A 20,775-nucleotide genomic window follows, 5' to 3' on the forward strand; every position below is an offset into this window, starting at 1 on the left:
ATCGGGGTGTGCGCAGGGGATCAGTTCGGCTGGTCGATCGAGGCCGGGGTGACGGTGAAGTCGTCGAGGTTGCGCAGTGCGTCGTGTGCGTGCTCGTGTGCGTGTAAGGCGATCTGCGCGGCGTCGTGCAGAGTGACGGCATCCGTCTCGATCGTCGCGGCGCCGGTGAGGCGGTGGCCGATCCAGCGCAGTTGAACCACTCGCACCCGGACGACCCCTGGCGTGTGCTCCAATGCATGCTCGACGTTGTCGACCAGGTGCGGGTCGATGCCGTCCATCAGGCGGCGGCCGATCTGCTTCACGGTGCCCCAAAGCAGCATCAGGATCGACACGGCGATCAACAGTCCGATGATCGGGTCCGCGATCGGTAGGCCGGCGAGCACGAAGATCGCGCCGATCACGACGGACAGCGATGTGAACCCGTCGAGACGTGCATGCACGCCGTCGGCCATCAGGGCCGCCGACCCGATCCGACGCCCCACCCTGATGCGGTAGATGGCGACGATCTCATTTCCGGCGAATCCGATCAGACCCGCAACGATCAACAGCCACGCATTGCGCACGTCGACAGGGTGGAAGAAACGGGCGATCGCCTCCCACCCCGCCACCACGGCCGAGAGCGCGACGACGAAGACGATGAACATGCCGGCAAGGTCCTCTGCGCGGCCATACCCGTAGGTGTAGCGGCGGGTGAATACACGGCGACCAAGAACGAACGCGATCCACAGCGGCACCGCCGTCAGCGCATCCGCGAAGTTGTGGATCGTGTCCGCCAACAGAGCGACCGATCCCGTGAACACCACGACCAGTGCTTGCAGAACGGTGGTCCCCAGGAGCACGAACATGGAGATCTTCAGCGCACGGACGCCGGCCGCACTCGCTTCCAGCGCATCGTCGATCGCATCCGCCGAGTCGTGCGTGTGAGGCACGAACCTGTCGTAAAGGAGCCCTCTGAACCCATCGTGCGGATGTTCGTGCTCGTGCTCGTCATGGGTGTGGGTGTGCTCATGCGCGCGTCGGTCAGTCATGCGCTTTCGTCGGTCTTCGCGTGGTGGTGACGGGGAATCCCGCCGAGCGAATGCTCGGCCTGGAAGATCGCGTCCGAGACCAACTGCTTGGCGTGCTCGTTCTCCAACCGATAGAACACGCGCTGCCCGTCCTGCCGGGTGGTCACGATCCTGGCCAGACGCAACTTGGCCAGATGCTGCGACACCGCCGACGGTGGTTTGTCCAGAATGTCCGCCAGATGATTCACCGACAACTCCTCCACATCACGCAACGCCAGTACGATGCGCACCCGAGTGGCGTCGGCAAGCATCGAGAACACCTCGACCGCCAACTCGACATACTGGCTGTCGACGTCCCGACCGCATATCGGCTTATCTGCATCCATATGCAGATACTAATGTAAGCGGCCTCTCGCCGCCCGCCCGTTCTCGGCGGCATCGGGCCTACTCTGGACCCACATGAGCGTGTTCGACATTGATGCCTTCTACGCGGCCATCGACCGGCGTCGGCGAGAAGAAGCGTTGAGCTGGCTAGGGCTGGTCGGCGTGATCTGGGACCAATCGGATGTGCTCAATGCGAGAAGAAACGACCATCCGATCGCTCCGGCGACGATCGGCAAACTCGCGACCGGCAAGAGCCTGAGTTGTCAGCACGCACTCTTCGTTCTGCGATGGCTGGATCTCCCGCCCGAAGCGTTCATCGACTCGCCGGTATTCGGCACCGCCGCGGTCGCGTTGCCGATGACTGACTCCGGCCACCGACTCAGGTGGAATCTGGGCAAGCTGTACGCCACGTTGAATGCCGCGCGAATCAGCCGTGGCGCTACCTGGCAGCAGACGGCAGAGCGTCTTCATCGCACTCCGAGTCAGTTGACCGGTCTGCGTACGGCGAAGTTCGGCGCCGGGATCGAGACAGCCATGCGGGCCACCCAGGCGCTACACCGACCAGCAGCTGAATTCGTGTACGCCGCGGAATGGTAGGGATGAAGTCAACCGGTCATTCGGTCAAACCTCGGTGAGTCGATGGGCGAGGTCGTCGTCCATGATGGCGTCCGAGCCGACCGTCCTGGACACGATCCGGCCGTCGACGACCGTGACGAGCGTGTCGAGCAGGTGCTCGTGCACCAGGTCGTGTGTCACGAGAAGGGTCGCCGTCTCGCGTTCGTGAGTGAGATGAGCGATCAACTCCATGATCGCTGCGCCTCTTTCCTGGTCGAGCGCGCTGGTCGGCTCGTCAACGAGGAGGACTTCGGGTTCGTGGACCAGGGCGCGTGCGATGGCGACGCGCTGGCGCTGACCGCCGGAGAGCTGTGCGGGTCGCTTGTCCGCGTGGTCGGCGAGACCGACGGCATCCAGCAGCTCGTCGGTGCGTGAGCGCACTTGCCTCCTGCGTCGCCGAGCATTGCGGCCGCCGAGTTCGGCCATCACCGCCAACTGTTCGCGAGCGGTGAGTGAGGGCAGCAGGTTCGACTGTTGGAAGACGATGCCGATCTGCTCGCGTCGGAGCGTGGTCGCGTCGTCCTTCGACAGTGTCGACGCATCCACATCACCGACGATGACCCGTCCTGAGTCCGGGCGGATGAGTGTTGCGGCGATGGCGAGCAGGCTCGATTTGCCCGAGCCGGATGGGCCCGTGATGCCCGTGAGCACACCGGCCTTGCCCGTGAGCGACACGCGGTCGACGGCGGTGACGCGCGAGGAGCCGTCGGGGAAGGTGAGGGTGACATCGTCGAGGGTGATCATCGGTTGCTCCCGAGTGCGGTGAGGGGGTCGGATTTGGTGACGGTGCGCAGTGCGACGGCCGCGCCGAGCAGCCCGAGCACTGCCATCGCAGCGGCGGGCGCCACAGTGGTGAGTGGGCTCAGCAGGAAGGGGAGTGCGCCGCCGGCGAGCGTGCCGAGGGCGACGACCACGAGCATCCCGAGGCCGATGCCGATGATGAGCACGACGAGCGCCTGGCCGAGCGCGTCGCGCCGGAGAGATCGTGTGGTTGCGCCCAGCGCTTTGAGTACCGCCACGTCCCCGGAGCGCTGCATGGTCCAGACTGTGAAGAACGCGCCGACGACGAGAGCGGAGATTCCGAACAGCATGACGATCATGAGACCGAGGGAGCCGATCTCGGATTTGAACGCGTCGAGCGCCGAAAGGCTCAGCAGCGGAACCTGAGCGACGGTGCCGCTCGCTGTCGCGACGGCACCCCAGTCTGGAGTACCGCTCACGGCGAGCATCGTCACCGAACCGTCGCCGCCCATGCTCTTGTCGGCCCGCGCCCAGGCATCCGGTGTCAGCGCGATGACGGGTGTGTGGCTGTACCAGGCGTCGCCGCCGACCGATGACACTCGGTACTTCGATCCGAGGATGCTCACGGTGTCGCCGGCCGTAGCATCGCCCAGGGCCTTCGCGGCTCCTGCGGAGAGCCCGATCTCGTCGTCGGCTCGCGGGGCGAGATCGGTGACGGTCGACGTCGCAGCGCCGTGAGGCATGCCGAAGAGGGCGACCGCAGTCGTCGTGCCGTGCACGCCGGCCTTGCCCTGCACGATGCCGACGGGCAGAACGTGGGTCACACCTGACGCGTCCCGCCATTTCTGGACGGAGTCGGATGAGATGGATGACTCGCTGAAGCTCGCCTGACCTGACGATGGGTGCTGCAGCACGACCCTGTCACCGGGCAGTTCGAGAATGCCGGAGACGTTCTGTGATGCGAGCCCTCCGGTGAGACCGGCGAGAAAGCCGACGAGCAGGGTGATGAGCGCAACGACCGCTCCGATGAGTACGAAGCGGCCCCGAGCAAAACGCAGGTCGCGCCAGGCGACGAACACGATGAATCCCTTTCCGTGACACGCGCGGAGCGGGCCACGTCATCCAGCCTCGTTCGCCGACGGAGCTGTGCCATCGCCAAGGCGTTCACCTTTCCGCTCCCACTTTCGATGGATGCCAGCGGCTGGGTCGGATTTGTAGGCTGGACGCGCCATGGTGCACCGCAACCTCACACACGTCTTCCTCGTACTGCGCATCGGCCTGCACGTGCTGTTCATCGCACTGCTGGCCCTCGTGGTGGCGCGTCTGCTCCTGGTGGACACCGAATACGTATGGCTGGGTCTCACGCTGTCACTGCTCTTGGGACTCGTGTACGCAGCGGGTGTCTGGGTGATCCACGTTCCGGTCCCTCATCGTCGGTTGGCAAGCGCACTGTGGCTGAGCGTGCTGTCCCTCATCTGGATCGGGTTGCTCGTGCTCGTACCGGAGGCCGCGTACCTCGTCTTTCCGCTCTTCTTTCTCTACCTCCACCTGCTGACCGGCGTAGCGGGGCCTGCAACGGTACTGGCCGCCACCGCGGTGTCCATCGTCGCTCTCGGTCTGCACAGCGGGTTCACGGTGGGCGGAATCGTCGGCCCGCTCCTCGGCGCCGGCGTGGCCCTCCTCATCGGGTTGGGCTATCAAGAACTGGCACGGGATGCCGCGGAGCGTGAAGCGTTGCTGAGCGAACTGCTCGCCACGCGAGACCTGCTTGCCGCGTCGGAACGCGAGCAGGGGATGCTCGCGGAGCGGGCGCGGCTCGCCCGAGAGATCCATGACACAGTGGCGCAGTCGCTGTCGAGCATCCAGATGCTGATGCACGCTGCCGAACGTGCCGACCCCGAACGGCCGGGCGCCGAGCATCTGCGACTCGCCAGAGAAGCGGCGGCCGCGAGTCTCGCCGACACGCGCCGGTTCATTCGTGAACTCTCTCCACCGGCTCTGGACGAGGGCCTTCGCGGGGCATTGCTGCGGCTGGCAGAGCGGGAATGGACCGCCGAAGGTCTTCGGGTCGTTGTGGATGTTCCCCAGGCGTTGGACCTCCCCATGCACGTGCAGACCGCTTTGCTGCGGATCACGCAGAGCACTGTCGCCAATGTCGTCAAGCACGCCCACGCCACCCAGGCGACGATCAGGGTCGAGACGATCGGTGTCGAGACCGTCGATGTCGAACCGACCGCCGACCGAGTGAGACTAGAAGTGACCGACGACGGCATCGGCTTCGAACCGGACGGGCTGGCCGCGCAGGCGGCGGGATCCGACTCCTTCGGTCTTCGTGCGATCGCCGAGCGGGTTCACCAACTCGGCGGTGATCTGCAGGTCATCAGCGCGCCGGGGCGAGGAACATCGATCGTCGTCGAGATGAAGGGGAACTGATCTCATGATCCATATCGTCATCGCCGACGATCATCCCGTCGTGCGGGCCGGCATCCGCGCTCTTCTTGAAGGCGAAGGCGACCTCTCCGTGGTGGGCGAGGCCGCCACACCGGATGAGGCCGTCGAGCTCGCGCGAACGCTGACTCCGGAACTCGTGCTGATGGATCTGCAGTTCGGGACCGCCGCGACTGGAGCGGACGCCACCCGTCGCATCCGAGCGCTCGACGCTGCGCCGTACGTGCTCGTGCTCACCAATTACGACACCGACGGTGACATTCTCGGCGCCGTCGAGGCAGGAGCAAGCGGATATCTGCTCAAAGACACCCCGCCCGCAGAACTCGTCACCGCGGTGCGCGCCGCGGCGTTCGGGGAGAGCGCATTGGCCCCCGCCATCACGGGGAGGCTCATGGAGCGCATGCGTGCGCCGCAGATCAGTCTTTCGTCCCGAGAGATCGCGGTGCTGCAATTGGTGGCTTCAGGTGCATCGAACACGGACGTCGCCGAGCGTTTGCACATCACAGACTCAACGGTGAAGTCCCACCTCGTGCACGTGTTCTCGAAGCTTGGAGTGACCTCTCGCACCGCGGCGGTCTCTGCAGCCCGCAACCTCGGCATCCTGCGTTGAGCGGAGCCACGTGGTGGTGAGTCATCTCCCGAGCTGTGAGGCCCGCACTCGAATCAATGCCCGGCTGAGGCGTGCTGCGGCAAGCTGACTTCGAAGCGGCATCCGTCGTCCTCGTTGCGCACGGAGATCTCTCCCCGGTGAGCCTCGACGATGCCCTGGGCGATCGCCAGCCCGAGGCCCGCCCCTGGTGAGGTACCCCAGAGCGGCACCGGGGTGCGCGACGCGGATGCTCGCCACCCGGCCTCGAATACGCGGGCGAGGTCTTCCTCGGGAATACCGCCGCCGCGGTCGGCGATCGAGAGAACGACGGTGTGAACGTCATCGGTCTCGGTTCCGATCGTGACGCTGCTGCCCTCAGGTGCGTGCTGAATGGCGTTGACGAGGAGATTTCCGATGACGCGCGCGAGTCCTCGGTCATCACCGAGAACGAGCACGTCCGGGCCGGGCCGCTCGACGAGCGTGATCGAACGGCTGGCGGCAAGCGGCGTCAGCTCGGCGACGGCATCGCTGACGAGGTCGTACACGCGTACCGGTTCCAGAGCAAGGCGCAGGGTTCCTGACTGGATCTTCGACAGCTCGAAGAGGTCGTCCACCATCGTGGAAAGATGGTCGACTTGCGAGCGCATCTGGCGATGAAAGCGCAGTGGGTCGGCGGCGAGGCCGTCCTCCAGCGCCTCGGCCATAGCCCGCAGACCCGCCAGGGGGGTGCGCAGGTCGTGGGAGATCCAGGCGATGAGTTCACGTCGCGACTCGTCGATGGCGGCCACCTCTGCCCGCGACCGGGCCAAGCGACGGCTCGTGTCGGCCAGCTGGTCCGCGACGGCGGTGAACTCGGACGCCCAGCCATGGGCATCCGTCGAGTCGAGGGTCGTGGTCTCGCTCAATGTTCGTGCGAGGCCGACGAGTCGTCTGGCGCTCGACGTGAGCCAGGCGCCGAGTGCTATCGCAAGGGCCATGGTGATCAGGCCGGAAGCGCCGGCGACGTAGAACACGACGGTCAGGTCGTGCGCCGACAGATACATCGCGTTCGCGACGGCGATGAACCCTGCGACCGTGGAGGCCACGGCGGTGAGCACGATCACGCACACCTGGAGAAGAAGGGTCCGACGCCTCAACGCCAGGAGCGCGATCAGCCCGAGGATGCCGACGGCCACAGCGCATCCAAGGGCTATGGCGACGATCGACGCGAGGTCGTTGGCGGCGATCACGGCTGAGCCGCCGTATCGACATCAAGGCGATAGCCGACACCCCATACCGTGCGCAGCAGGTCGGGTTCCGCCGGGTTCTGCTCGATTTTCTCGCGGAGTCTGCGCACGGTGACGGTGACCGTCGACCGATCGCCGAAGTCCCAGCCCCACACCAGCCGTAACAGTTCCTCGCGGCTGAAGACGCGTGCCGGATGCTTGACGAGGAAGGACAGCAAGTCGAACTCGCGAGCCGAGAGCGACAGTGCCTCGCCGTATTCGCTGATCGTGCGGGCAGACGGTTCGAGGTGGAAGGGCCCGAGGTCGATCGACGACTCCGGTGCCAGCGTGTCGAGGCTGCGCCTGAGCACGGATTGCACGCGCAGCACGAGCTCCCGCGGCGAGAACGGTTTGGTCAGGTAGTCGTCGGCGCCTGCCTCCAGGCCCTCGATCCTCGCCTCCTCGGAACCGAGCGCCGTCAGCAAGAGAACGGGAACGTCGGAGTCGGCGCGCAGACGACGGCATACCTCGGCTCCGTCGATCCCGGGGAGCATGCGATCGAGCACGATGAAGTCGGGCATGCGGCGCCGAACGGCATCGAGCGCCTCGAATCCGTCCACCGCCTGGTCCACGAGGAAGTCGGCCGCTGCAAGGTAGCTGCACGCCACCTCGAGTACTGTCGGGTCGTCTTCGACCACGAGCACCCGACGATCGATGAGGCCGTTGTTTCGCACCGCGATCGAAGCAGGCACGGAAGACATATTCCAACGATAGGTTCCCCGGCCGGCACCGGAGTCGAGATCGTGGAGCCGTCTTCGGTTCGTAAGACTTGCGCACTGCCTCGCTGTGCGTGGGCTCCCTAGCGTCGGGTAGGTGAAGATCCCGATCGTCGATGTCGTGCTGCCGTGCCTGAACGAGGCGCCGGCCTTGCCGGGACTTCTCTCGGCACTTCCATGCGGATATCGCGCGATCGTGGTCGACAACGGATCGACCGACGGGTCGGCAGAGGTGGCCACGCGGCTGGGCGCAACAGTGGTGCGTGAACCGGTGCGTGGTTTCGGATCGGCCGTGCATACCGGTCTGCTCGCCTCAGCAGCACCGGTTGTCGCCTTCTGCGATTGCGACGGGTCGTTCGATCTCGCCGAGTTGCCGAGGATCGTGGAGCCGGTGCGCGATGGTGCTGCTGACCTGGTCTTGGGCCGGCGGGTGTCGACACCGCGATCGTGGCCGTTGCCCGCGAAAATGGCCAACCGCCTGCTGGCCGCGCGTCTTCGTTCCCTCACCGGTGTTCCCGTGCGAGACCTCGGCCCGATGCGTGCCGCCCGCCGTGACGACCTGCTCGAGCTCGACCTGCGTGACCGGCGCAGCGGATATCCGTTGGAGATGTTTCTCAAAGCGCACGCATCCGGCTGGCGCATTGCAGAGGTCGACGTGAGCTACCTGCCGAGGATCGGTCGATCCAAGGTCACGGGCACGGCTCGCGGATATCTGGGCGCGGTACGGGACATGTCGCGCCTGCTCCATGCGGAGACTCGATGACCGCATTGGTCGTGATCGCCAAGGAATGCGTCGAAGGCAAGGTCAAGACCCGTCTGAATCCGCCGCTGACGCTTGCCGAGGCTGCCGACGTCGCTCGTGCATCGCTGGCGGTCACGTTGAGGACCTCCAACACCGTGCCGGCGAGCCGGCGCATCCTGTTCTTCGACGGGAGGGTCTCCGAAGTCCCGGCGGAGGCGGCCGGTTATGAGGTCATCAACCAGCCGGCCGGAACCCTCGACAGGCGTCTCGGCCACCTGTTCGACCTGATGGACGAGCCGACGGTGTTGATCGGCATGGACACGCCACAGCTGGCCATGGCCGACTTCGAGGGTGCGTTCGAGCACTGGCCCGACGGAGCGGACGCGTTGTTCGGGCCGGCACTGGACGGGGGCTTCTGGGCTCTTGGCCTTCGTTCTCCCCAGGGCTCACTGGTCAGGGGAGTCGCGATGTCCCGGCCGGACACGGGTGCGCTCCAACGTGCTCGTCTGCAGGAAGCAGGACTCAACGTGCGCGACCTCCGCACGCTGCGCGACATCGACACCATCGAGGATCTCGAGGTCGTCGGCCCATTGGTGGATGCGCCGTGGCCGTGGCACTCGGTGACGCGTGGCCGCGCCGTGGACGGTCTGCCGCGATGAGCCATCTGAATTCCGCCGCCATGACAGGCATGGATGCCCTCTCCAGCTCGGCCGGAGGCTTCGGTGCGGATTCCGATGGTCCGTACGATCTGGCGTTGCTGGAGGGCGGACGGCACCTCTACCTGTACGACGTCGTCGCATCCACACGAGTGGACGTCGTGCCTGTCTGGCGGTTCGGCTCGACGGCCGATCGGCACGAGAGGGCGCTCCTGGAACGCGGAACCGGGCCACTGCTCGACCTGGGATGCGGGCCGGGGCGAATGGTGAAGGCATCCATGACGATAGGCAGGCCAGCACTCGGCGTCGATCTGTCGCGCGCGGCATGCGAACTGGCCGTCGCCCAGGGATTGCCGGTGCTTCACCGGTCGCTCTTCGACCCATTGCCGGGCGAGGGCCGCTGGGGCACGGTGCTGCTGATCGACGGCAACATCGGCATCGGCGGCGACCCCGCCGTGCTTCTGGCCAGAGCCGCTGCCCTCGCGGAACCAGGAGGGACGGTGATCGTCGAAGCACACACGGATGCCACAACGGACACGTCTATCACCGCGATGCTGCTCGACGACCTGGGCCGCCGCAGCACATCGTTCCGATGGGCTCGCGTCGGCTCCTATGCGCTTCGTGGACATGCGCGACGCGCGGGGCTGCGTCTCACACGCGAGTGGAGCGCAGACGGTCGCTTCTTCTGCGAGTACGCCGTGCCGACCACAGAATGACGATGACGGCTGCGGTCGCGATCACGCCCCACACCGCGCCGAGCCTCAACGCGTAGTCGCCGACCAGGATCGTCGGGTTGGAGTGAGGACGTGATTGTGCGACCAGTTCGGGTGCAACGACAAGCGTGAGCATCGTGCCGATCCCGAAGAGAATGCGCACCGATGTCGTGGCGGCGGCGGGGAGCCGGGCCGTGCCGCGCGCAAGAATCCGGTTCGCCACGTACACGGCGGGCGCGAACACCCCGTCGTGCAGGACCACGGCAGCGCCGAGCCACACCGCGAGCCCGAGAAGGGCCGCCGGGGGCTCGGTGGTCAGCAGAAAGTAGAGGCCGGTGGCGGTGAGCGCGACGCCGAGAATCGCACACACGATCCGCACGGCGCGTCGCATCCGCGCCCTCATCGAAGCACCTCGATCGTGCTCAGCCACTTCGTCTGCAAGACGCCAGGGCGGCCGGGGGCGATGATGCGTGCAGGGAAGCCGTGGTCGAGGTCGAGCGGTTCGCCGTTGACGTTGAGTGCCACAAGCGTGCGGGGGTCGTGCGCGAATTCGGGGCCCATCGTGGTCACTCGGTAGTGGCCCTTCGGTTCGAGGCTCGTCAGACGCACTGCGGAATCGAGCGGAGCCGCAACAGATGCCAGCAAGTCGCGCAGGCGTACACCGCGCCACGAGGCATCCGTGCTCCACCCCTCAACGCACGCGATAGGCAGCTCGGCTTCACTCTGCTGCAGCGCGAGCAGGTGCTCCCGTGAGTACTCATGAGTCGACGGCCCGTCGACGACTTTCAGCCGCCATGATGGATCCAGTGCTCTGGAGGAGACCTTCGCCTGCTCGGCCGTGCGATTCACCGGCAGGCTCTGCGGCCCGGCGCCCTGCCTACGTGGACCGAACAGATTCAGCGGTGAGAGCACGCCGAAGGACTGTCCGGCGGTGAGTGCGACCAGTGCGGCGGCCGCGGCACCGATCCCGAACAGGAATCCGCGTCGAGTCGTTCTCCCGTGCTCACTCACACCGGGTCCTCGTCATCGTGACCTGATCGCCAGTGCCTGACGATGATCGGGAGTTTGAACGCGACGTGCAGGGCGATCCCTCCGATGATCAGCCACGCGAGCCCGTAGTGCACTCGGCGGAACGAGAACGGCCATGGATACCACTGGAACGTGTTGATCAGTCCGATCACAGGCTCCAGCAGAGCGGATGACACCAGCACCGCGATGAGTCCGCGCTCGACCACGTCCCGCCACGAGGTGATCGCCGGCCACCGGAACAGCACGGGGTAGACGGTCCACAACTTGGCCAGCAGCAGCGGAAGCAGCGCGAGGCCGACCGTGATGTGCACACCCTGGGTCACCTGATAGAGCCAGGAAGGCGTCGTGGCGAACCGCATCCCCGGAAGCGGATCCTGCAGCAGATGGCTGTACAGGCCGGTGAGGAAACACACGACGAAGGCGAGAGCCAAGAGCCGTCCGAGGACCACGGCCGCTCGCTTCGTGCGCGCGGAGGAGCGCAGCGACAGTTGCGCCAGCCTGGAACCCGCGGCCAGACGCTCCGACACTCGTTCGGTGAGATGGGTCACTGCTTCAGTCTCGGCGTGCGTCGCGCGGCCCAGAACGGCGGAATCCTTACCGTCTGCAGACATCCACGTCGGCGAGCAGATCCGTCACCGGACCGTAAGCGCTTGGGGGATCCGCCGCCCGCTCACAGCCCGGAGAGTGAGGGGGAAGAAGGGATGTCATGACAGCACTCGACACCACGGACAGCTCGATCCCGGCGCCCATGGTCGGCGTCTTCGGCGGGTCGGGTCTCTACTCTCTGCTGGACCGAGATCGGTCGGAGACCGTCGATGTGGTCACGCCGTACGGCCCGATATCGTCGCCGATCACGATCGGCGACCTCGACGGCGTGCGTGTCGCATTCCTCGCCAGACACGGAATCGCCCACACGCTGCCGCCGCATCGTGTTCCCTATCGTGCGAATGTATGGGCGATGGCGTCGCTCGGCGTGCGCGCCATCGTCTCCTCGTCGGCGGTCGGATCGCTGTCGCCGCGCATCGCACCCGGCACGTTCGTCGTGCCCGACCAGCTCATCGACCGCACATCGGGAAGAGCCGACACCTTCTTCGACGGTGCAGACGTTCAGCACCTCCCGTTCTCGGACCCGTACTGCGCCCAGCTGCGCACGATCGCGACGGATGCCCTCGCGGGCCTTGGCGAGAAGGTCCACCCGTCGGCGACGTCCGTCGTCGTCCAAGGACCACGTTTCTCGACCCGCGCCGAGTCGCGGTGGTACCGGTCGCTCGGCGCGCACATCGTGAACATGACGCAGTATCCGGAGGCTGCGCTCGCCGCAGAATTGAATGTCGGTCTGGTCAACGTGTCGTTCGTCACGGACTCCGACGCGGGCGACTCCGCAGAAGACGCCGTCGATCCCGCCGTGGTTCTGCGGCGGATGGCCGAAGCCGAGCAGCGCATCCGGTCGGCGATCGCGGCGATCGCGATCGCGGTGCCGCGTGACTATGCGACGCCGTCGCGGGTGCCGGACGATGCCGTTCTTCGCGTCCTGGCCGCAGGGGCGCTCGTCTGATGCCGCGCATCCTGGTGACAGGGGGAGCGGGATTCATCGGTACTCACATCGTCGCGGCGGCTGTCGATCGCGGGTGGCACGTTCGGGTGCTCGATTCACTTCGCGCGGACGTGCACGCGCAACCCGATGAGCGGTCGAGCTGGCCACTGCCAGCAGATGTCGAACTGGTCCACGCCGATGTGAGAGATGCGTCCGCCGTCTTCGATGCTCTCGACGGCGTCGATGCGGTCAGCCATCAGGCGGCCAAGGTCGGCCTCGGTGTCGACTTCGACGACACACCCGACTACGTCGGCAGCAACGAACTCGGCACGGCTGTGCTGCTGGCACAGGCAGCGCGCAGAGGGATTCGCCGACTCGTGCTCGCCTCGTCGATGGTCGTGTACGGGGAAGGCAGGTATCGCGACGATCTGGGCATCACCACGGCACCGGCGCGTACGCCCGTCGATTTGGCCGCTGGATGCTTCGAGCCGCCGTCACCCCGCACCGGTCGACCGATGACCCCCGAGTCGATCGACGAGGACGCGCCCCTCGACCCCCGCAACGTCTACGCCGCGACGAAGGTCGCACAGGAGAACCTGGTGCGCGCATGGGTCCGTGCCACCAGTGGAGTCGCCGCGATGCTCCGCTATCACAACGTCTACGGTCCAGGGATGCCCAGCGGCACACCGTACGCAGGCGTCGCGTCGTTGTTCCGGTCGGCGTTGGAGCGCGGCGAGGCGCCGAGGGTCTTCGAAGACGGCGCACAGCGCAGAGATTTCGTGCACGTCGCCGACGTCGCGACGGCGAACATCGCTGCGATCGAGTGGACAGCACGCCGGGAGCCCGCTGACGTGCGGGCGTTCAACATCGCCAGTGGTGTGCCGCACACGATAGGCGAGTTCGCTGCGTCGTTGAGTCGGGCCTTCGGCGGTCCTGCTCCGGTCGTCACTGGCGAGTTCCGGCTCGGCGACGTGCGCCACATCACGGCTTCTGCAGATCGTGCGCGCCGAGAACTGGGATTCCGCGCCCAGATGGATTTCGACGACGGCGTGCGCGACTTCGCGACCGCTGCTCTGCGCCCGGCGGTGGCACACCGATGAATGCGGCGGAGGGGCCGGCTGGGTCCGGTGTCACGGCCACCGCGTCGCAAGACGGTCACGACGAGTTGCCTCCTGTGCGCTCACGCACCGCGGCACTTGGCCTCACCGCCGCCCTTGCGGTGATGGCAGCGGGCATCCTCGTGCCGTTCCTCACGGGGTGGGACGTCCATGTGCAGTCGTTCCCACCGTTGCACGCGCGGTGGATGCCCCGCATCGGACCAGGCAGCATTCCCGCGATCGTCCTTGCCGCCGGCGCTGTCGTCTTCGCACCGTGGGCGGCGCGCCAACGGTGGCGTTGGCTGCTGCTGCTCACGTTCGGCTACGGGTTGGCCTGGATGCTCGCGCTCGCCACCGTGGACGGTCTCGCAGGCGTCGGCCACATCCTCGACACGAGCTACGAGTACCTGAACACGGCGCGCGCTGTCACGGACCCGATCGCCGTGCTGCATGAGTACGTCTCTCGCATCCCGTTGCACAGCCCGGATCACTGGCCTGTGCACATCGCGGGCCACCCGCCGGGAGCACTGTTCTTCTTCGTCGCTCTCGTGCGGCTCGGACTGGGCAGCGGTCTCGCCGCGGGAACGGTGGTCATCGTGATCGCTGCAACGACCCCTGTCGCCGTCTTGGTGACCTTGCACAGGCTGGGTGCAGGGACGGCGGCACGTCGCGCGGCGCCGATCATCGCACTCGGGCCCGCGGCGGTGTGGATGGCGGTGTCGGCCGACGCCGTGTTCGGTTCTCTCGCCGCGTGGGGGCTGTGTTGCCTGGCATTCTCGGCGCGCTCTACGAGCCGATCGCGATCCATTGCCTGGGCCGTGGTGGCAGGGCTGGCGCTCGGGTACTGCGTGATGATGTCGTACGGTCTCCCGGTTCTGGGCGTCCTCGCTCTGGCGGTGCTTGCGGCCGCGCGATCGTGGCGACCCTTGCCGTGGGCGGCAGGTTCAGCACTCGCGGTCGTGCTGGCGTTCGCCGCAGGAGGTTTCGTCTGGTGGCAGGCGTACCCCGTGCTCGTTCGTCGCTACTACGACGGTGTGCAGAAGTATCGGCCGTACTCGTTCTGGATATGGGGCAATCTGTCGGCGCTGGGTTTCAGCGCCGGTCCCGTGGTCGGCTCGGCCGTGGCCGCGGCGTTCGCCAGAGGCCGGAGCGTGGTGAACAGGATTCCGAGTCAGACACGCGTGGTCGTGCTTCTCGCGCTCGCAGCTCTGGCGTGCGTGCTGGTGGCCGACATCTCGGGCATGAGCAAGGCGGAGGTCGAGCGCATTTGGCTCCCCTTCGAGCCCTGGATGCTCGCGGGCACCGCGCTGCTTTCCGCTCGTTGGCGCCGCTGGGGCCTCGCAGTACAGCTGACGATGGCTCTGCTCGTGCAGCATCTGCTGTTCACCGGCTGGTGAGCGGACCGGTTCAGACCGGCATGGTGAACGCGGTGACGCCTGTCATCGTGAGCCGCACATCGTCGCCGGCTTCGACGATGGTGAGCAGCACGCTGTCGCACCGGCGACACCGCGCCACGAATCTGCTGCCGTCGGCGTAGACCACCGCTTGCGCGATGACGGCCACGTCGCCGCAGTGAACGCACCGGGCGTGAGCCGAGGTGGCGTCCCCTGTCATCACCTCGGACAACGGGCCGGCCAGCACATTACCGTCGAGCTTCTGCATCAGGCACCTCCGAACCGCTCGGCTCGCACGTCGTCGACTTCGTGTCCGAGTTCTTTCAGCCAGCCGAGCACGCGCTCGACGAACGGGGTCGATCCGCACACGAAGACGAGCGGATTCTGCTGGGGCGGCAGCACGAGCTCGCCGAGCAGTTCGCGCGTGAGCCGTCCTGCGGGCCTCGGTGCACCATCGGGGGCGCGCCTGGAGAACACGTAGTCGACGTGCACGGCTGTTGGCCCGGGATCGGCTGCCTCCCGGTCGAGCTCGGAGCGGAAGAAGACGTCGTCGGGCGTGCGCACGGCGTAGAGCAGGCGCAAGGGCGTGACGTCCAGCGCCGCTCGATGTGCCCGCACGATCGCGGCGATCGGGACCACGCCCGAGCCGCCGGCAATGAGTTGGACGGGTCTGTGCGCGGGATCCGGCCTCCACACGAACCAGCCCCCCAGGGGCCCCCTCACCTCGAGCTGGTCGCCGACCATCAGGTCGTCTACGAGATACGGTGACACCTCGCCGGACGCGACCCGGTCGACGGCGAGCTCGATGGACGGCGCGTCTCCCGACGATGCGATCGAGTACGAGCGGCTGGCCTGATAGCCGTCCTCCGCGGTCAGACGGACGTCGACGTGCTGTCCGGCCAGGTTGCCGGGCCAATCGGGAATGTCGAGGACGATCCGCCGGGCACTCGGTGTCTCGGGATGGGTCGCGGACACCGTGGCGACGTGCCACGCCGCGTGGGCGATCACGAATAGCGCTCTTCGGTCCAGGGATCGCCATGCAGGCTGTAGCCGCGCTCTTCCCAGAATCCGGGCTCATCCTGGGCGATCATCTCCAGTCCCTGCACCCACTTCGCGCTCTTCCAGAAGTACAGGTGGGGAACGACGAGACGAGCGGGGCCGCCGTGCTCCGCCTCGAGCGGCTCCCCATCTGCTTCGAACGCGATCCAAGCCTGTCCGTCGAGCAATTCCTCCAGCGGCACGTTGGTGGTGTAGCCGCCGTAGCTGTGGGCCATCACGAAATCGTACGAGGTCTCCACGTGCTCGAAGACGCGGTCCAGAGACACGCCGCGCCACGGCATCCCGAGTCTCGACCAGTGCGTGACGCAGTGGATGTCGACGGTGAAGTCCTCGAGTCCGAGCGCGCGGAAAGAGTCCCAGTCCCAACGCACGGTCTTGCCGTCTTCCGTCCCGACCGTGAACTCCCAGATCTCCTGCGCAATCTCGGGTGTTGCGCCGGCCGTGAGCACCGGCCAGTCGTCGACCTGAGTCTGACCTGGCGGGAGACGGGTGTCGCGCCCGTGAGTCTTGCTGCCGAATCCGCGAGTGATGAGAGCCATCTGCCGTCCCGCCTTTCCGTGTGAATGCCGGTGAGCGTCGCCGGTCTCAGTATCGCCGAGCCGCCGCCGCTGCGGAACACCGAGGCGCCGGTCAGGCGAAGAGGATGACACCGACGTCATCTCCCGGCCGCACCTCGACGACTCTCTCGGGAACGACGGCCACACCATCGGCAGCGGCCAGGCTCGCCACGAGATGCGAGCCGGATCCACCGGCCGCCGACGGCCGAACGCGGATGGCATTGAACGTGTTGCCGGGCTGCACGACGACCGGGATGTACTGTCGCCTGCCAGCAGGCGACGACCAGCCGACTGCGGCAACGCCCTCGAGCACCGTGGGCAGAGTGACCAGACGGCCGAGCATCCTCGCCAGTGCCGGCTTGATGAACAGCTCGAACGACACCGCCGCGCTCACCGGGTTGCCGGGAAGACAGAATGCACGGATGCCGGGGCCGAGGACTCCGAACCCTTGGGGCTTGCCGGGTTGCATCGCCAGGCGTGCGAACCTCACAGAGCGGCCGCCGGCGCCTCGACGAAGGTTGTCGCCGGAGACTGTGCCGGACAGAGCCTCCTTCACCACGTCGAACGCGCCGGCGCTGACCCCACCTGAAAGCACGACCACGTCGACGTCGCGCGCGTCGAACGCGTCGAACGCGTCGAGCAGGTCGAGCAGCGGTTCCGGGTCGTCGCCCACCACGGAGCGATGCGTCACCGCACCGCCCGCCTCGACGACGAGCGCAGCGAGCAGAGCCGTGTTCGAGTCGGGGATCATCCCCCGTGCCGGCACCTGGCCGGGGTCGACGAGTTCGCTCCCCGTCGAGACGATGGCGACGCGCGGTCGTCTGGCCACCGGTATCTCCCCGAAACCGGCCGCCGCCACGGAGGCAAGGGCGCGTGGCGTCAGAACGCTTCCGGCAGCAAGCACGACAGCGCCGGCCGGAGCATCCTCACCCGTGCGGCGGATGAACCGTCCCGGCAACGGCGGGACCGTGACGTGCACCGTGGGTGCGGCATCCATCGGTGTCACCCAGCGCCCGGCCTCGCGATGCTCGACGGTGTCTTCGACCGGCACGACGGCATCCGCTTGGGAGGGGACAGGCGCCCCCGTCATCACCCGCACGGCCGAGCCTGCCGGCAGGTCGGGGTCGGAGCCCGATCCAGCCGGCACGTCAGCGACCACGGTCAGTTCGATCGGATGCTCCGCAGTCGCAGTCTGCAGGTCCGCATACCGCACGGCGTAGCCGTCCATGGAGGAGTTGTCGAAGAGCGGAACCGGATGCCGCGTGCGCACGTCCGCGGAGATCGTGCGTCCCAGGGCTTCGGCGAGCGGCACCGTCTCCGATGCTGAGGGCTCGAACGCCGCCAGCACCAGCTCCTGCCACTCCTCGACGGTGAGCTGCTCGGCGTCACGCTGTTCGGAGGCGGTCATGACACAACGGTAAGCGTGCTGAAGCGGGAACGGAGGCACGGCGGTTCCCGGTCCAGCCTCATAGGATCGTGGAACGCCACGAACCAGCAGGAGGCGAGCCATGGTCCCGCACGATCGAGCGCGCGAGGGCAACGCCTCATACCTCGTCGACGACGACCTGACACCCGAGGCACGGGAGCGCTACAGCAGGCAGATCGCCCTGCCCGGCTTCGGCACGGACGCCCAGCGCAAGCTGGCGACGGCGCGCGTACTGGTGATCGGAGCCGGCGGCCTCGGCAGTGCGATCGTCCCAGCGCTGGCTGCTACGGGAGTCGGCACCATCGGCGTAGTGGATCCCGATCGTGTCGAGTTGTCCAACCTGCACCGGCAGACCGCCCACGGCGTGACGGACATCGGCAGACCCAAGGTCGAATCGCTGGCGGAGGCAGTCGCGGCGATCGATCCCGGCGTGCGCTTCATCGCCAACGAACTGATGTTCGACGCCGGTAATGCCGAGCGTCTACTGCGCGACTACGACATCGTGATCGACGGCAGCGACAATTTCTCGACCCGATACCTCTGTTCGGACGCGGCCGTGCTCGCCTCGGTCCCACTCGTCTGGGGAGCCGTGTTGCGCTATGACGGGCAGGTCGGGGTGTCATGGCCGACCGGTCCGACCTACCGCGATCTCTTCCCCGTGCCACCCGAACCCGAAGACGTGCTCGACTGCGCCATCGGCGGCGTGCTCCCATCGGTCTGCGCCGTCATCGGTGGGCTCGTCGTCGCGGAGGTCGTGAAGCTCATCGTGGGCGTCGGCGCTCCGCTCGTCGGTCGCATGCTCTCGTACGACGCGCGGACCGCACGCGTGCGCGAGATCTCATTCGACCGCAGCCCGGATGCACCGCCGGTCACGGGGCTGCACGACGACGTGGATGCCACGGGCGGAACGTCCGGCGCACGAGCGGATGCCGTCGCCACCGTCACGGCCGAGTCCCTGCTGTCCCAGCTCGGCGCGGAGCATCCGCCCGTGCTCGTCGACGTGCGCACCCACGAGGAACGCGCGCTGCGGCCCCTCGTCGACGCATTGATCATGCCGATGGATGAGCTCGACCCACGGTCGCCGCGGCTGTCCGAACATGCGGCGCGCCTCGCGGCGGCGCAGCTGAACGGTTCCGGCGTGGTGGTTGTGTGCACCATCGGCGCGCGATCCCGTCGTGCCGTGCTGGCACTCGCCGAGGCGGGGGCACCCGGTCTGCTGTCCTTGGAGGGCGGCATCCTCGCCCTCGACGCTGCACTCGCCGCGAACGTCGCGAACGTCGCGAACGTCGCGAACGTCGATCCGGTCATCCTTGCGACGATCACAGCGGAGCCGCTCGACGAGGCAGCGGTGCGGGATGCCGTGGGTACGGCCTCAGATGGCGCGATCGTCGTGTTCCTCGGGGTGGTGCGCGACCACGACTCCGGCCGGCGGGTGAGGGCGTTGGAGTATTCGGCGCATCCCGACGCTGAGCGGTTCCTGCACGAGTGCTGCCGGCGTGTCGCGGATGCGACCGGGTTGCGTGTGGCGGCGGCTCATCGGGTCGGCGATCTCGTCGTGGGTGACGTGGCGCTGATCGCTGCCGTCGCGTCCGCTCACCGTGCGGAGGCGTTCGCCGCTTGTGCGACCCTCGTCGACGAGATCAAGGCGGGGGTGCCGATCTGGAAGCGCCAGCGATTCGACGACGGAGCGTCCGAATGGGTCGGTCTCGATCACGGGAGCGCGGGTCCGGCCTCAGCAGGTGTCGGCCTCGGGTGAACCGCCGTCAGCCCCCGATGAAGGACATCTCGACCCGGGCGCGATCATGGTCGCCGGTCTCCGCACCGCGGAGCTCGGAGTAGCGGTCGTCGCGCCTGCGCCACGCGCCGAACAGAACCTCGGCGACGGTGTCGTCGCTCTCGGCCGCTGCCGGCCCCAGATCGACGCCGTCCGACGCGAAGAGACACGTGAACAGGTGGCCGTCGGCCGACAGCCGTGCACGGGTGCAGGAGCCGCAGAACGCCTCCGTGACGCTGGAGATGACGCCGATCTCGCCTGAGCCGTCCGCATAGCGGAACCGCGATGCGGTGGCGCTCCCGCGCTCCGCCACCGGAACGAGCCGATGTCGTCGCCTGATTCGTTCGACGACCTCCGCCGACGGGACCACATCGTCGAGCCGCCACCCGTTCGTCGTTCCCACGTCCATGTACTCGATGAAGCGCACGACGGCTCCTGTACCGCGGAAGTGCTCGGCGATCGACTCGATCTCCCCGTCGTTGAGGCCCCGCCGTACGACGGTGTTGACCTTGACGGGCAGGCCCGCCGCCTGAGCCGCGCGGATGCCGTCGAGAACCCGACCCAGCGGCATCCTGGTATCGCTGATCCGTCCGAAGCCTTCGTCGTCGAGGCTGTCGAGCGACACCGTCACTCGATCGAGCCCCGCATCTCGGAGGGGTGCGGCAAGACGCGCGAGTGCGGTTCCGTTCGTCGTGAGCGCAAGGTCGACGGCGCCACCGTCAGGACGACGCAAACGGCTCAGCCTCGAGACGAGATCGGTGATGCCGGGACGGAGCAGAGGTTCGCCGCCGGTCAGGCGCAACTTCGTCACTCCGCCGCCGACTGCGACGCGGGCGACGCGCTCGATCTGGTCGAACGTGAGGAGGCGTTCACGCGGCAGGAAGACGTGGTCTGGGCCGAAGATCTCGCGAGGCATGCAATACACGCAACGCAGGTTGCAGCGATCGGTCAGCGAGATGCGCAGATCGCGGAGCGCGCGACCGCGCAGATCGCCGATGCGATCGCCGATGCGTTCTGCGCCCATGCGTT

The 20,775-nt window shown here is 67.2% G+C and carries 24 protein-coding genes; 10 read left to right on the plus strand and 14 right to left on the minus strand.

Features of this window, described 5'->3' with window-relative positions; genetic code table 11:
- Positions 1 to 20 precede the first annotated feature (20 nt).
- Both MJ603_RS14640 and MJ603_RS14645 read right to left on the minus strand, forming a co-directional pair.
- Positions 21 to 1,028, minus strand: coding sequence for a cation diffusion facilitator family transporter (locus MJ603_RS14640; RefSeq protein WP_243064479.1), 1,008 nt, complete (start codon positions 1,026 to 1,028; stop codon positions 21 to 23).
- Positions 1,025 to 1,393: a metalloregulator ArsR/SmtB family transcription factor gene (locus MJ603_RS14645; RefSeq protein WP_243064480.1), complete on the minus strand. Its 369-nt coding sequence runs from the start codon at positions 1,391 to 1,393 to the stop codon at positions 1,025 to 1,027. The genes MJ603_RS14640 and MJ603_RS14645 overlap by 4 nt, the downstream gene beginning before the upstream one ends.
- Positions 1,394 to 1,466: 73 nt before the next feature.
- Here MJ603_RS14645 and MJ603_RS14650 point away from each other — a divergent pair, with 73 nt between their 5' ends.
- On the plus strand, positions 1,467 to 1,988 hold the full coding sequence (locus tag MJ603_RS14650; protein WP_243064481.1) for a hypothetical protein: 522 nt from the start codon (positions 1,467 to 1,469) through the stop codon (positions 1,986 to 1,988).
- 24 nt (positions 1,989 to 2,012) lie between these two features.
- Here the strand turns inward: MJ603_RS14650 and MJ603_RS14655 are convergent, their stop codons facing one another.
- A complete protein-coding gene (locus MJ603_RS14655; protein WP_243064482.1) occupies positions 2,013 to 2,750 on the minus strand; it encodes an ABC transporter ATP-binding protein in 738 nt (245 codons plus the stop codon).
- Entirely contained in the window at positions 2,747 to 3,826 is a 1,080-nt protein-coding gene (locus MJ603_RS14660; protein ID WP_243064483.1) for an ABC transporter permease, read from the minus strand. Before MJ603_RS14660 ends, MJ603_RS14655 begins: the two co-directional genes overlap by 4 nt.
- 151 nt (positions 3,827 to 3,977) lie before the next feature.
- On the opposite strand from MJ603_RS14660, the gene MJ603_RS14665 reads away from it, so the two are divergent.
- Both MJ603_RS14665 and MJ603_RS14670 read left to right on the plus strand, forming a co-directional pair.
- Positions 3,978 to 5,180 carry a sensor histidine kinase gene (locus MJ603_RS14665; RefSeq protein ID WP_243064484.1) on the plus strand — a complete coding sequence of 401 codons (1,203 nt, stop codon included), beginning with the start codon at positions 3,978 to 3,980 and terminating at the stop codon, positions 5,178 to 5,180.
- Positions 5,181 to 5,184: 4 nt separating this feature from the next.
- Positions 5,185 to 5,805, plus strand: a complete 621-nt coding sequence (locus MJ603_RS14670) for a response regulator transcription factor (RefSeq protein ID WP_243064485.1) — start codon at positions 5,185 to 5,187, stop codon at positions 5,803 to 5,805.
- Between the two features lie 53 nt (positions 5,806 to 5,858).
- On the opposite strand, the gene MJ603_RS14675 is transcribed toward MJ603_RS14670, so the two are convergent.
- Complete coding sequence (locus tag MJ603_RS14675) at positions 5,859 to 7,013, minus strand: sensor histidine kinase KdpD (protein WP_243064486.1); 1,155 nt, start codon at positions 7,011 to 7,013, stop codon at positions 5,859 to 5,861.
- On the minus strand, positions 7,010 to 7,750 hold the full coding sequence (locus tag MJ603_RS14680) for a response regulator transcription factor (protein ID WP_243064487.1): 741 nt from the start codon (positions 7,748 to 7,750) through the stop codon (positions 7,010 to 7,012). The genes MJ603_RS14675 and MJ603_RS14680 overlap by 4 nt, the downstream gene beginning before the upstream one ends.
- 112 nt (positions 7,751 to 7,862) lie before the next feature.
- Between MJ603_RS14680 and MJ603_RS14685 the strand changes: the two genes are divergently transcribed.
- Genes MJ603_RS14685 through MJ603_RS14695 form a run of 3 tightly spaced genes read left to right on the plus strand, consistent with a single transcriptional unit; the run spans position 7,863 to position 9,879 of the window.
- A complete protein-coding gene (locus MJ603_RS14685) occupies positions 7,863 to 8,528 on the plus strand; it encodes a glycosyltransferase family 2 protein (RefSeq protein ID WP_243064488.1) in 666 nt (221 codons plus the stop codon).
- Entirely contained in the window at positions 8,525 to 9,166 is a 642-nt protein-coding gene (locus tag MJ603_RS14690) for a DUF2064 domain-containing protein (protein ID WP_243064489.1), read from the plus strand. The genes MJ603_RS14685 and MJ603_RS14690 overlap by 4 nt, the downstream gene beginning before the upstream one ends.
- On the plus strand, positions 9,163 to 9,879 hold the full coding sequence (locus MJ603_RS14695) for a methyltransferase domain-containing protein (RefSeq protein WP_243064490.1): 717 nt from the start codon (positions 9,163 to 9,165) through the stop codon (positions 9,877 to 9,879). The genes MJ603_RS14690 and MJ603_RS14695 overlap by 4 nt, the downstream gene beginning before the upstream one ends.
- Here the strand turns inward: MJ603_RS14695 and MJ603_RS14700 are convergent.
- Genes MJ603_RS14700 through MJ603_RS14710 form a run of 3 tightly spaced genes read right to left on the minus strand, consistent with a single transcriptional unit; the run spans position 9,815 to position 11,453 of the window.
- A complete protein-coding gene (locus MJ603_RS14700) occupies positions 9,815 to 10,267 on the minus strand; it encodes a hypothetical protein (protein WP_243064491.1) in 453 nt (150 codons plus the stop codon). The genes MJ603_RS14695 and MJ603_RS14700 overlap by 65 nt on opposite strands.
- Before the next feature lie 8 nt (positions 10,268 to 10,275).
- Complete coding sequence (locus MJ603_RS18800) at positions 10,276 to 10,887, minus strand: molybdopterin-dependent oxidoreductase (protein WP_243064492.1); 612 nt, start codon at positions 10,885 to 10,887, stop codon at positions 10,276 to 10,278.
- The gene (locus MJ603_RS14710) at positions 10,884 to 11,453 is read right to left on the minus strand and encodes a hypothetical protein (RefSeq protein ID WP_243064493.1); all 570 of its coding nucleotides are present in this window, start codon (positions 11,451 to 11,453) and stop codon (positions 10,884 to 10,886) included. The genes MJ603_RS18800 and MJ603_RS14710 overlap by 4 nt, the downstream gene beginning before the upstream one ends.
- A 158-nt stretch (positions 11,454 to 11,611) precedes the next feature.
- On the opposite strand from MJ603_RS14710, the gene MJ603_RS14715 reads away from it, so the two are divergent.
- Genes MJ603_RS14715 through MJ603_RS14725 form a run of 3 tightly spaced genes read left to right on the plus strand, consistent with a single transcriptional unit; the run spans position 11,612 to position 14,933 of the window.
- A complete protein-coding gene (locus MJ603_RS14715; RefSeq protein WP_243064494.1) occupies positions 11,612 to 12,460 on the plus strand; it encodes an MTAP family purine nucleoside phosphorylase in 849 nt (282 codons plus the stop codon).
- Positions 12,460 to 13,539 (plus strand): NAD(P)-dependent oxidoreductase, encoded by a 1,080-nt coding sequence (locus tag MJ603_RS14720; RefSeq protein ID WP_243064495.1) that lies wholly within the window; start codon positions 12,460 to 12,462, stop codon positions 13,537 to 13,539. The genes MJ603_RS14715 and MJ603_RS14720 overlap by 1 nt, the downstream gene beginning before the upstream one ends.
- On the plus strand, positions 13,536 to 14,933 hold the full coding sequence (locus MJ603_RS14725; protein ID WP_243064496.1) for a hypothetical protein: 1,398 nt from the start codon (positions 13,536 to 13,538) through the stop codon (positions 14,931 to 14,933). The genes MJ603_RS14720 and MJ603_RS14725 overlap by 4 nt, the downstream gene beginning before the upstream one ends.
- A 10-nt stretch (positions 14,934 to 14,943) precedes the next feature.
- Here the strand turns inward: MJ603_RS14725 and MJ603_RS14730 are convergent, their stop codons facing one another.
- From MJ603_RS14730 to glp, 4 genes are all read right to left on the minus strand, one after another.
- Positions 14,944 to 15,198, minus strand: a complete 255-nt coding sequence (locus MJ603_RS14730) for a DUF6510 family protein (RefSeq protein WP_243064497.1) — start codon at positions 15,196 to 15,198, stop codon at positions 14,944 to 14,946.
- Entirely contained in the window at positions 15,198 to 15,938 is a 741-nt protein-coding gene (locus tag MJ603_RS14735) for a ferredoxin reductase (RefSeq protein ID WP_308220604.1), read from the minus strand. Before MJ603_RS14735 ends, MJ603_RS14730 begins: the two co-directional genes overlap by 1 nt.
- Positions 15,935 to 16,528, minus strand: coding sequence for a molybdopterin-dependent oxidoreductase (locus tag MJ603_RS14740; RefSeq protein WP_243064498.1), 594 nt, complete (start codon positions 16,526 to 16,528; stop codon positions 15,935 to 15,937). Before MJ603_RS14740 ends, MJ603_RS14735 begins: the two co-directional genes overlap by 4 nt.
- A gap of 91 nt (positions 16,529 to 16,619) precedes the next feature.
- Positions 16,620 to 17,954, minus strand: coding sequence for a gephyrin-like molybdotransferase Glp (glp, locus tag MJ603_RS14745; protein WP_243064499.1), 1,335 nt, complete (start codon positions 17,952 to 17,954; stop codon positions 16,620 to 16,622).
- A 100-nt stretch (positions 17,955 to 18,054) separates the two neighbouring features.
- Here glp and MJ603_RS14750 point away from each other — a divergent pair, with 100 nt between their 5' ends.
- A complete protein-coding gene (locus MJ603_RS14750; protein WP_243064500.1) occupies positions 18,055 to 19,728 on the plus strand; it encodes a ThiF family adenylyltransferase in 1,674 nt (557 codons plus the stop codon).
- Positions 19,729 to 19,735: 7 nt separating this feature from the next.
- On the opposite strand, the gene moaA is transcribed toward MJ603_RS14750, so the two are convergent.
- The gene (gene moaA, locus MJ603_RS14755; RefSeq protein ID WP_374230941.1) at positions 19,736 to 20,755 is read right to left on the minus strand and encodes a GTP 3',8-cyclase MoaA; all 1,020 of its coding nucleotides are present in this window, start codon (positions 20,753 to 20,755) and stop codon (positions 19,736 to 19,738) included.
- Between the last annotated feature and the right edge of the window lie 20 nt (positions 20,756 to 20,775).

The sequence above is a fragment of the Humibacter sp. RRB41 genome, from assembly GCF_022761015.1.
Classification (GTDB): Bacteria; Actinomycetota; Actinomycetes; order Actinomycetales; family Microbacteriaceae; genus Humibacter.

What these genes read in the sequence shown, in the direction of transcription:
- MJ603_RS14640 (WP_243064479.1), bottom strand. Translation starts at nt 1,028, where the DNA reads ATGACTGACCGACGCGCGCATGAGCACACCCACACCCATGACGAGCAC.
- MJ603_RS14645 (WP_243064480.1), bottom strand. Translation starts at nt 1,393, where the DNA reads ATGGATGCAGATAAGCCGATATGCGGTCGGGACGTCGACAGCCAGTAT.
- MJ603_RS14650 (WP_243064481.1), top strand. Translation starts at nt 1,467, where the DNA reads ATGAGCGTGTTCGACATTGATGCCTTCTACGCGGCCATCGACCGGCGT.
- MJ603_RS14655 (WP_243064482.1), bottom strand. Translation starts at nt 2,750, where the DNA reads ATGATCACCCTCGACGATGTCACCCTCACCTTCCCCGACGGCTCCTCG.
- MJ603_RS14665 (WP_243064484.1), top strand. Translation starts at nt 3,978, where the DNA reads ATGGTGCACCGCAACCTCACACACGTCTTCCTCGTACTGCGCATCGGC.
- MJ603_RS14670 (WP_243064485.1), top strand. Translation starts at nt 5,185, where the DNA reads ATGATCCATATCGTCATCGCCGACGATCATCCCGTCGTGCGGGCCGGC.
- MJ603_RS14680 (WP_243064487.1), bottom strand. Translation starts at nt 7,750, where the DNA reads ATGTCTTCCGTGCCTGCTTCGATCGCGGTGCGAAACAACGGCCTCATC.
- MJ603_RS14690 (WP_243064489.1), top strand. Translation starts at nt 8,525, where the DNA reads ATGACCGCATTGGTCGTGATCGCCAAGGAATGCGTCGAAGGCAAGGTC.
- MJ603_RS14695 (WP_243064490.1), top strand. Translation starts at nt 9,163, where the DNA reads ATGAGCCATCTGAATTCCGCCGCCATGACAGGCATGGATGCCCTCTCC.
- MJ603_RS14700 (WP_243064491.1), bottom strand. Translation starts at nt 10,267, where the DNA reads ATGCGACGCGCCGTGCGGATCGTGTGTGCGATTCTCGGCGTCGCGCTC.
- MJ603_RS14715 (WP_243064494.1), top strand. Translation starts at nt 11,612, where the DNA reads ATGACAGCACTCGACACCACGGACAGCTCGATCCCGGCGCCCATGGTC.
- MJ603_RS14720 (WP_243064495.1), top strand. Translation starts at nt 12,460, where the DNA reads ATGCCGCGCATCCTGGTGACAGGGGGAGCGGGATTCATCGGTACTCAC.
- MJ603_RS14725 (WP_243064496.1), top strand. Translation starts at nt 13,536, where the DNA reads ATGAATGCGGCGGAGGGGCCGGCTGGGTCCGGTGTCACGGCCACCGCG.
- MJ603_RS14730 (WP_243064497.1), bottom strand. Translation starts at nt 15,198, where the DNA reads ATGCAGAAGCTCGACGGTAATGTGCTGGCCGGCCCGTTGTCCGAGGTG.
- MJ603_RS14740 (WP_243064498.1), bottom strand. Translation starts at nt 16,528, where the DNA reads ATGGCTCTCATCACTCGCGGATTCGGCAGCAAGACTCACGGGCGCGAC.
- glp (WP_243064499.1), bottom strand. Translation starts at nt 17,954, where the DNA reads ATGACCGCCTCCGAACAGCGTGACGCCGAGCAGCTCACCGTCGAGGAG.
- MJ603_RS14750 (WP_243064500.1), top strand. Translation starts at nt 18,055, where the DNA reads ATGGTCCCGCACGATCGAGCGCGCGAGGGCAACGCCTCATACCTCGTC.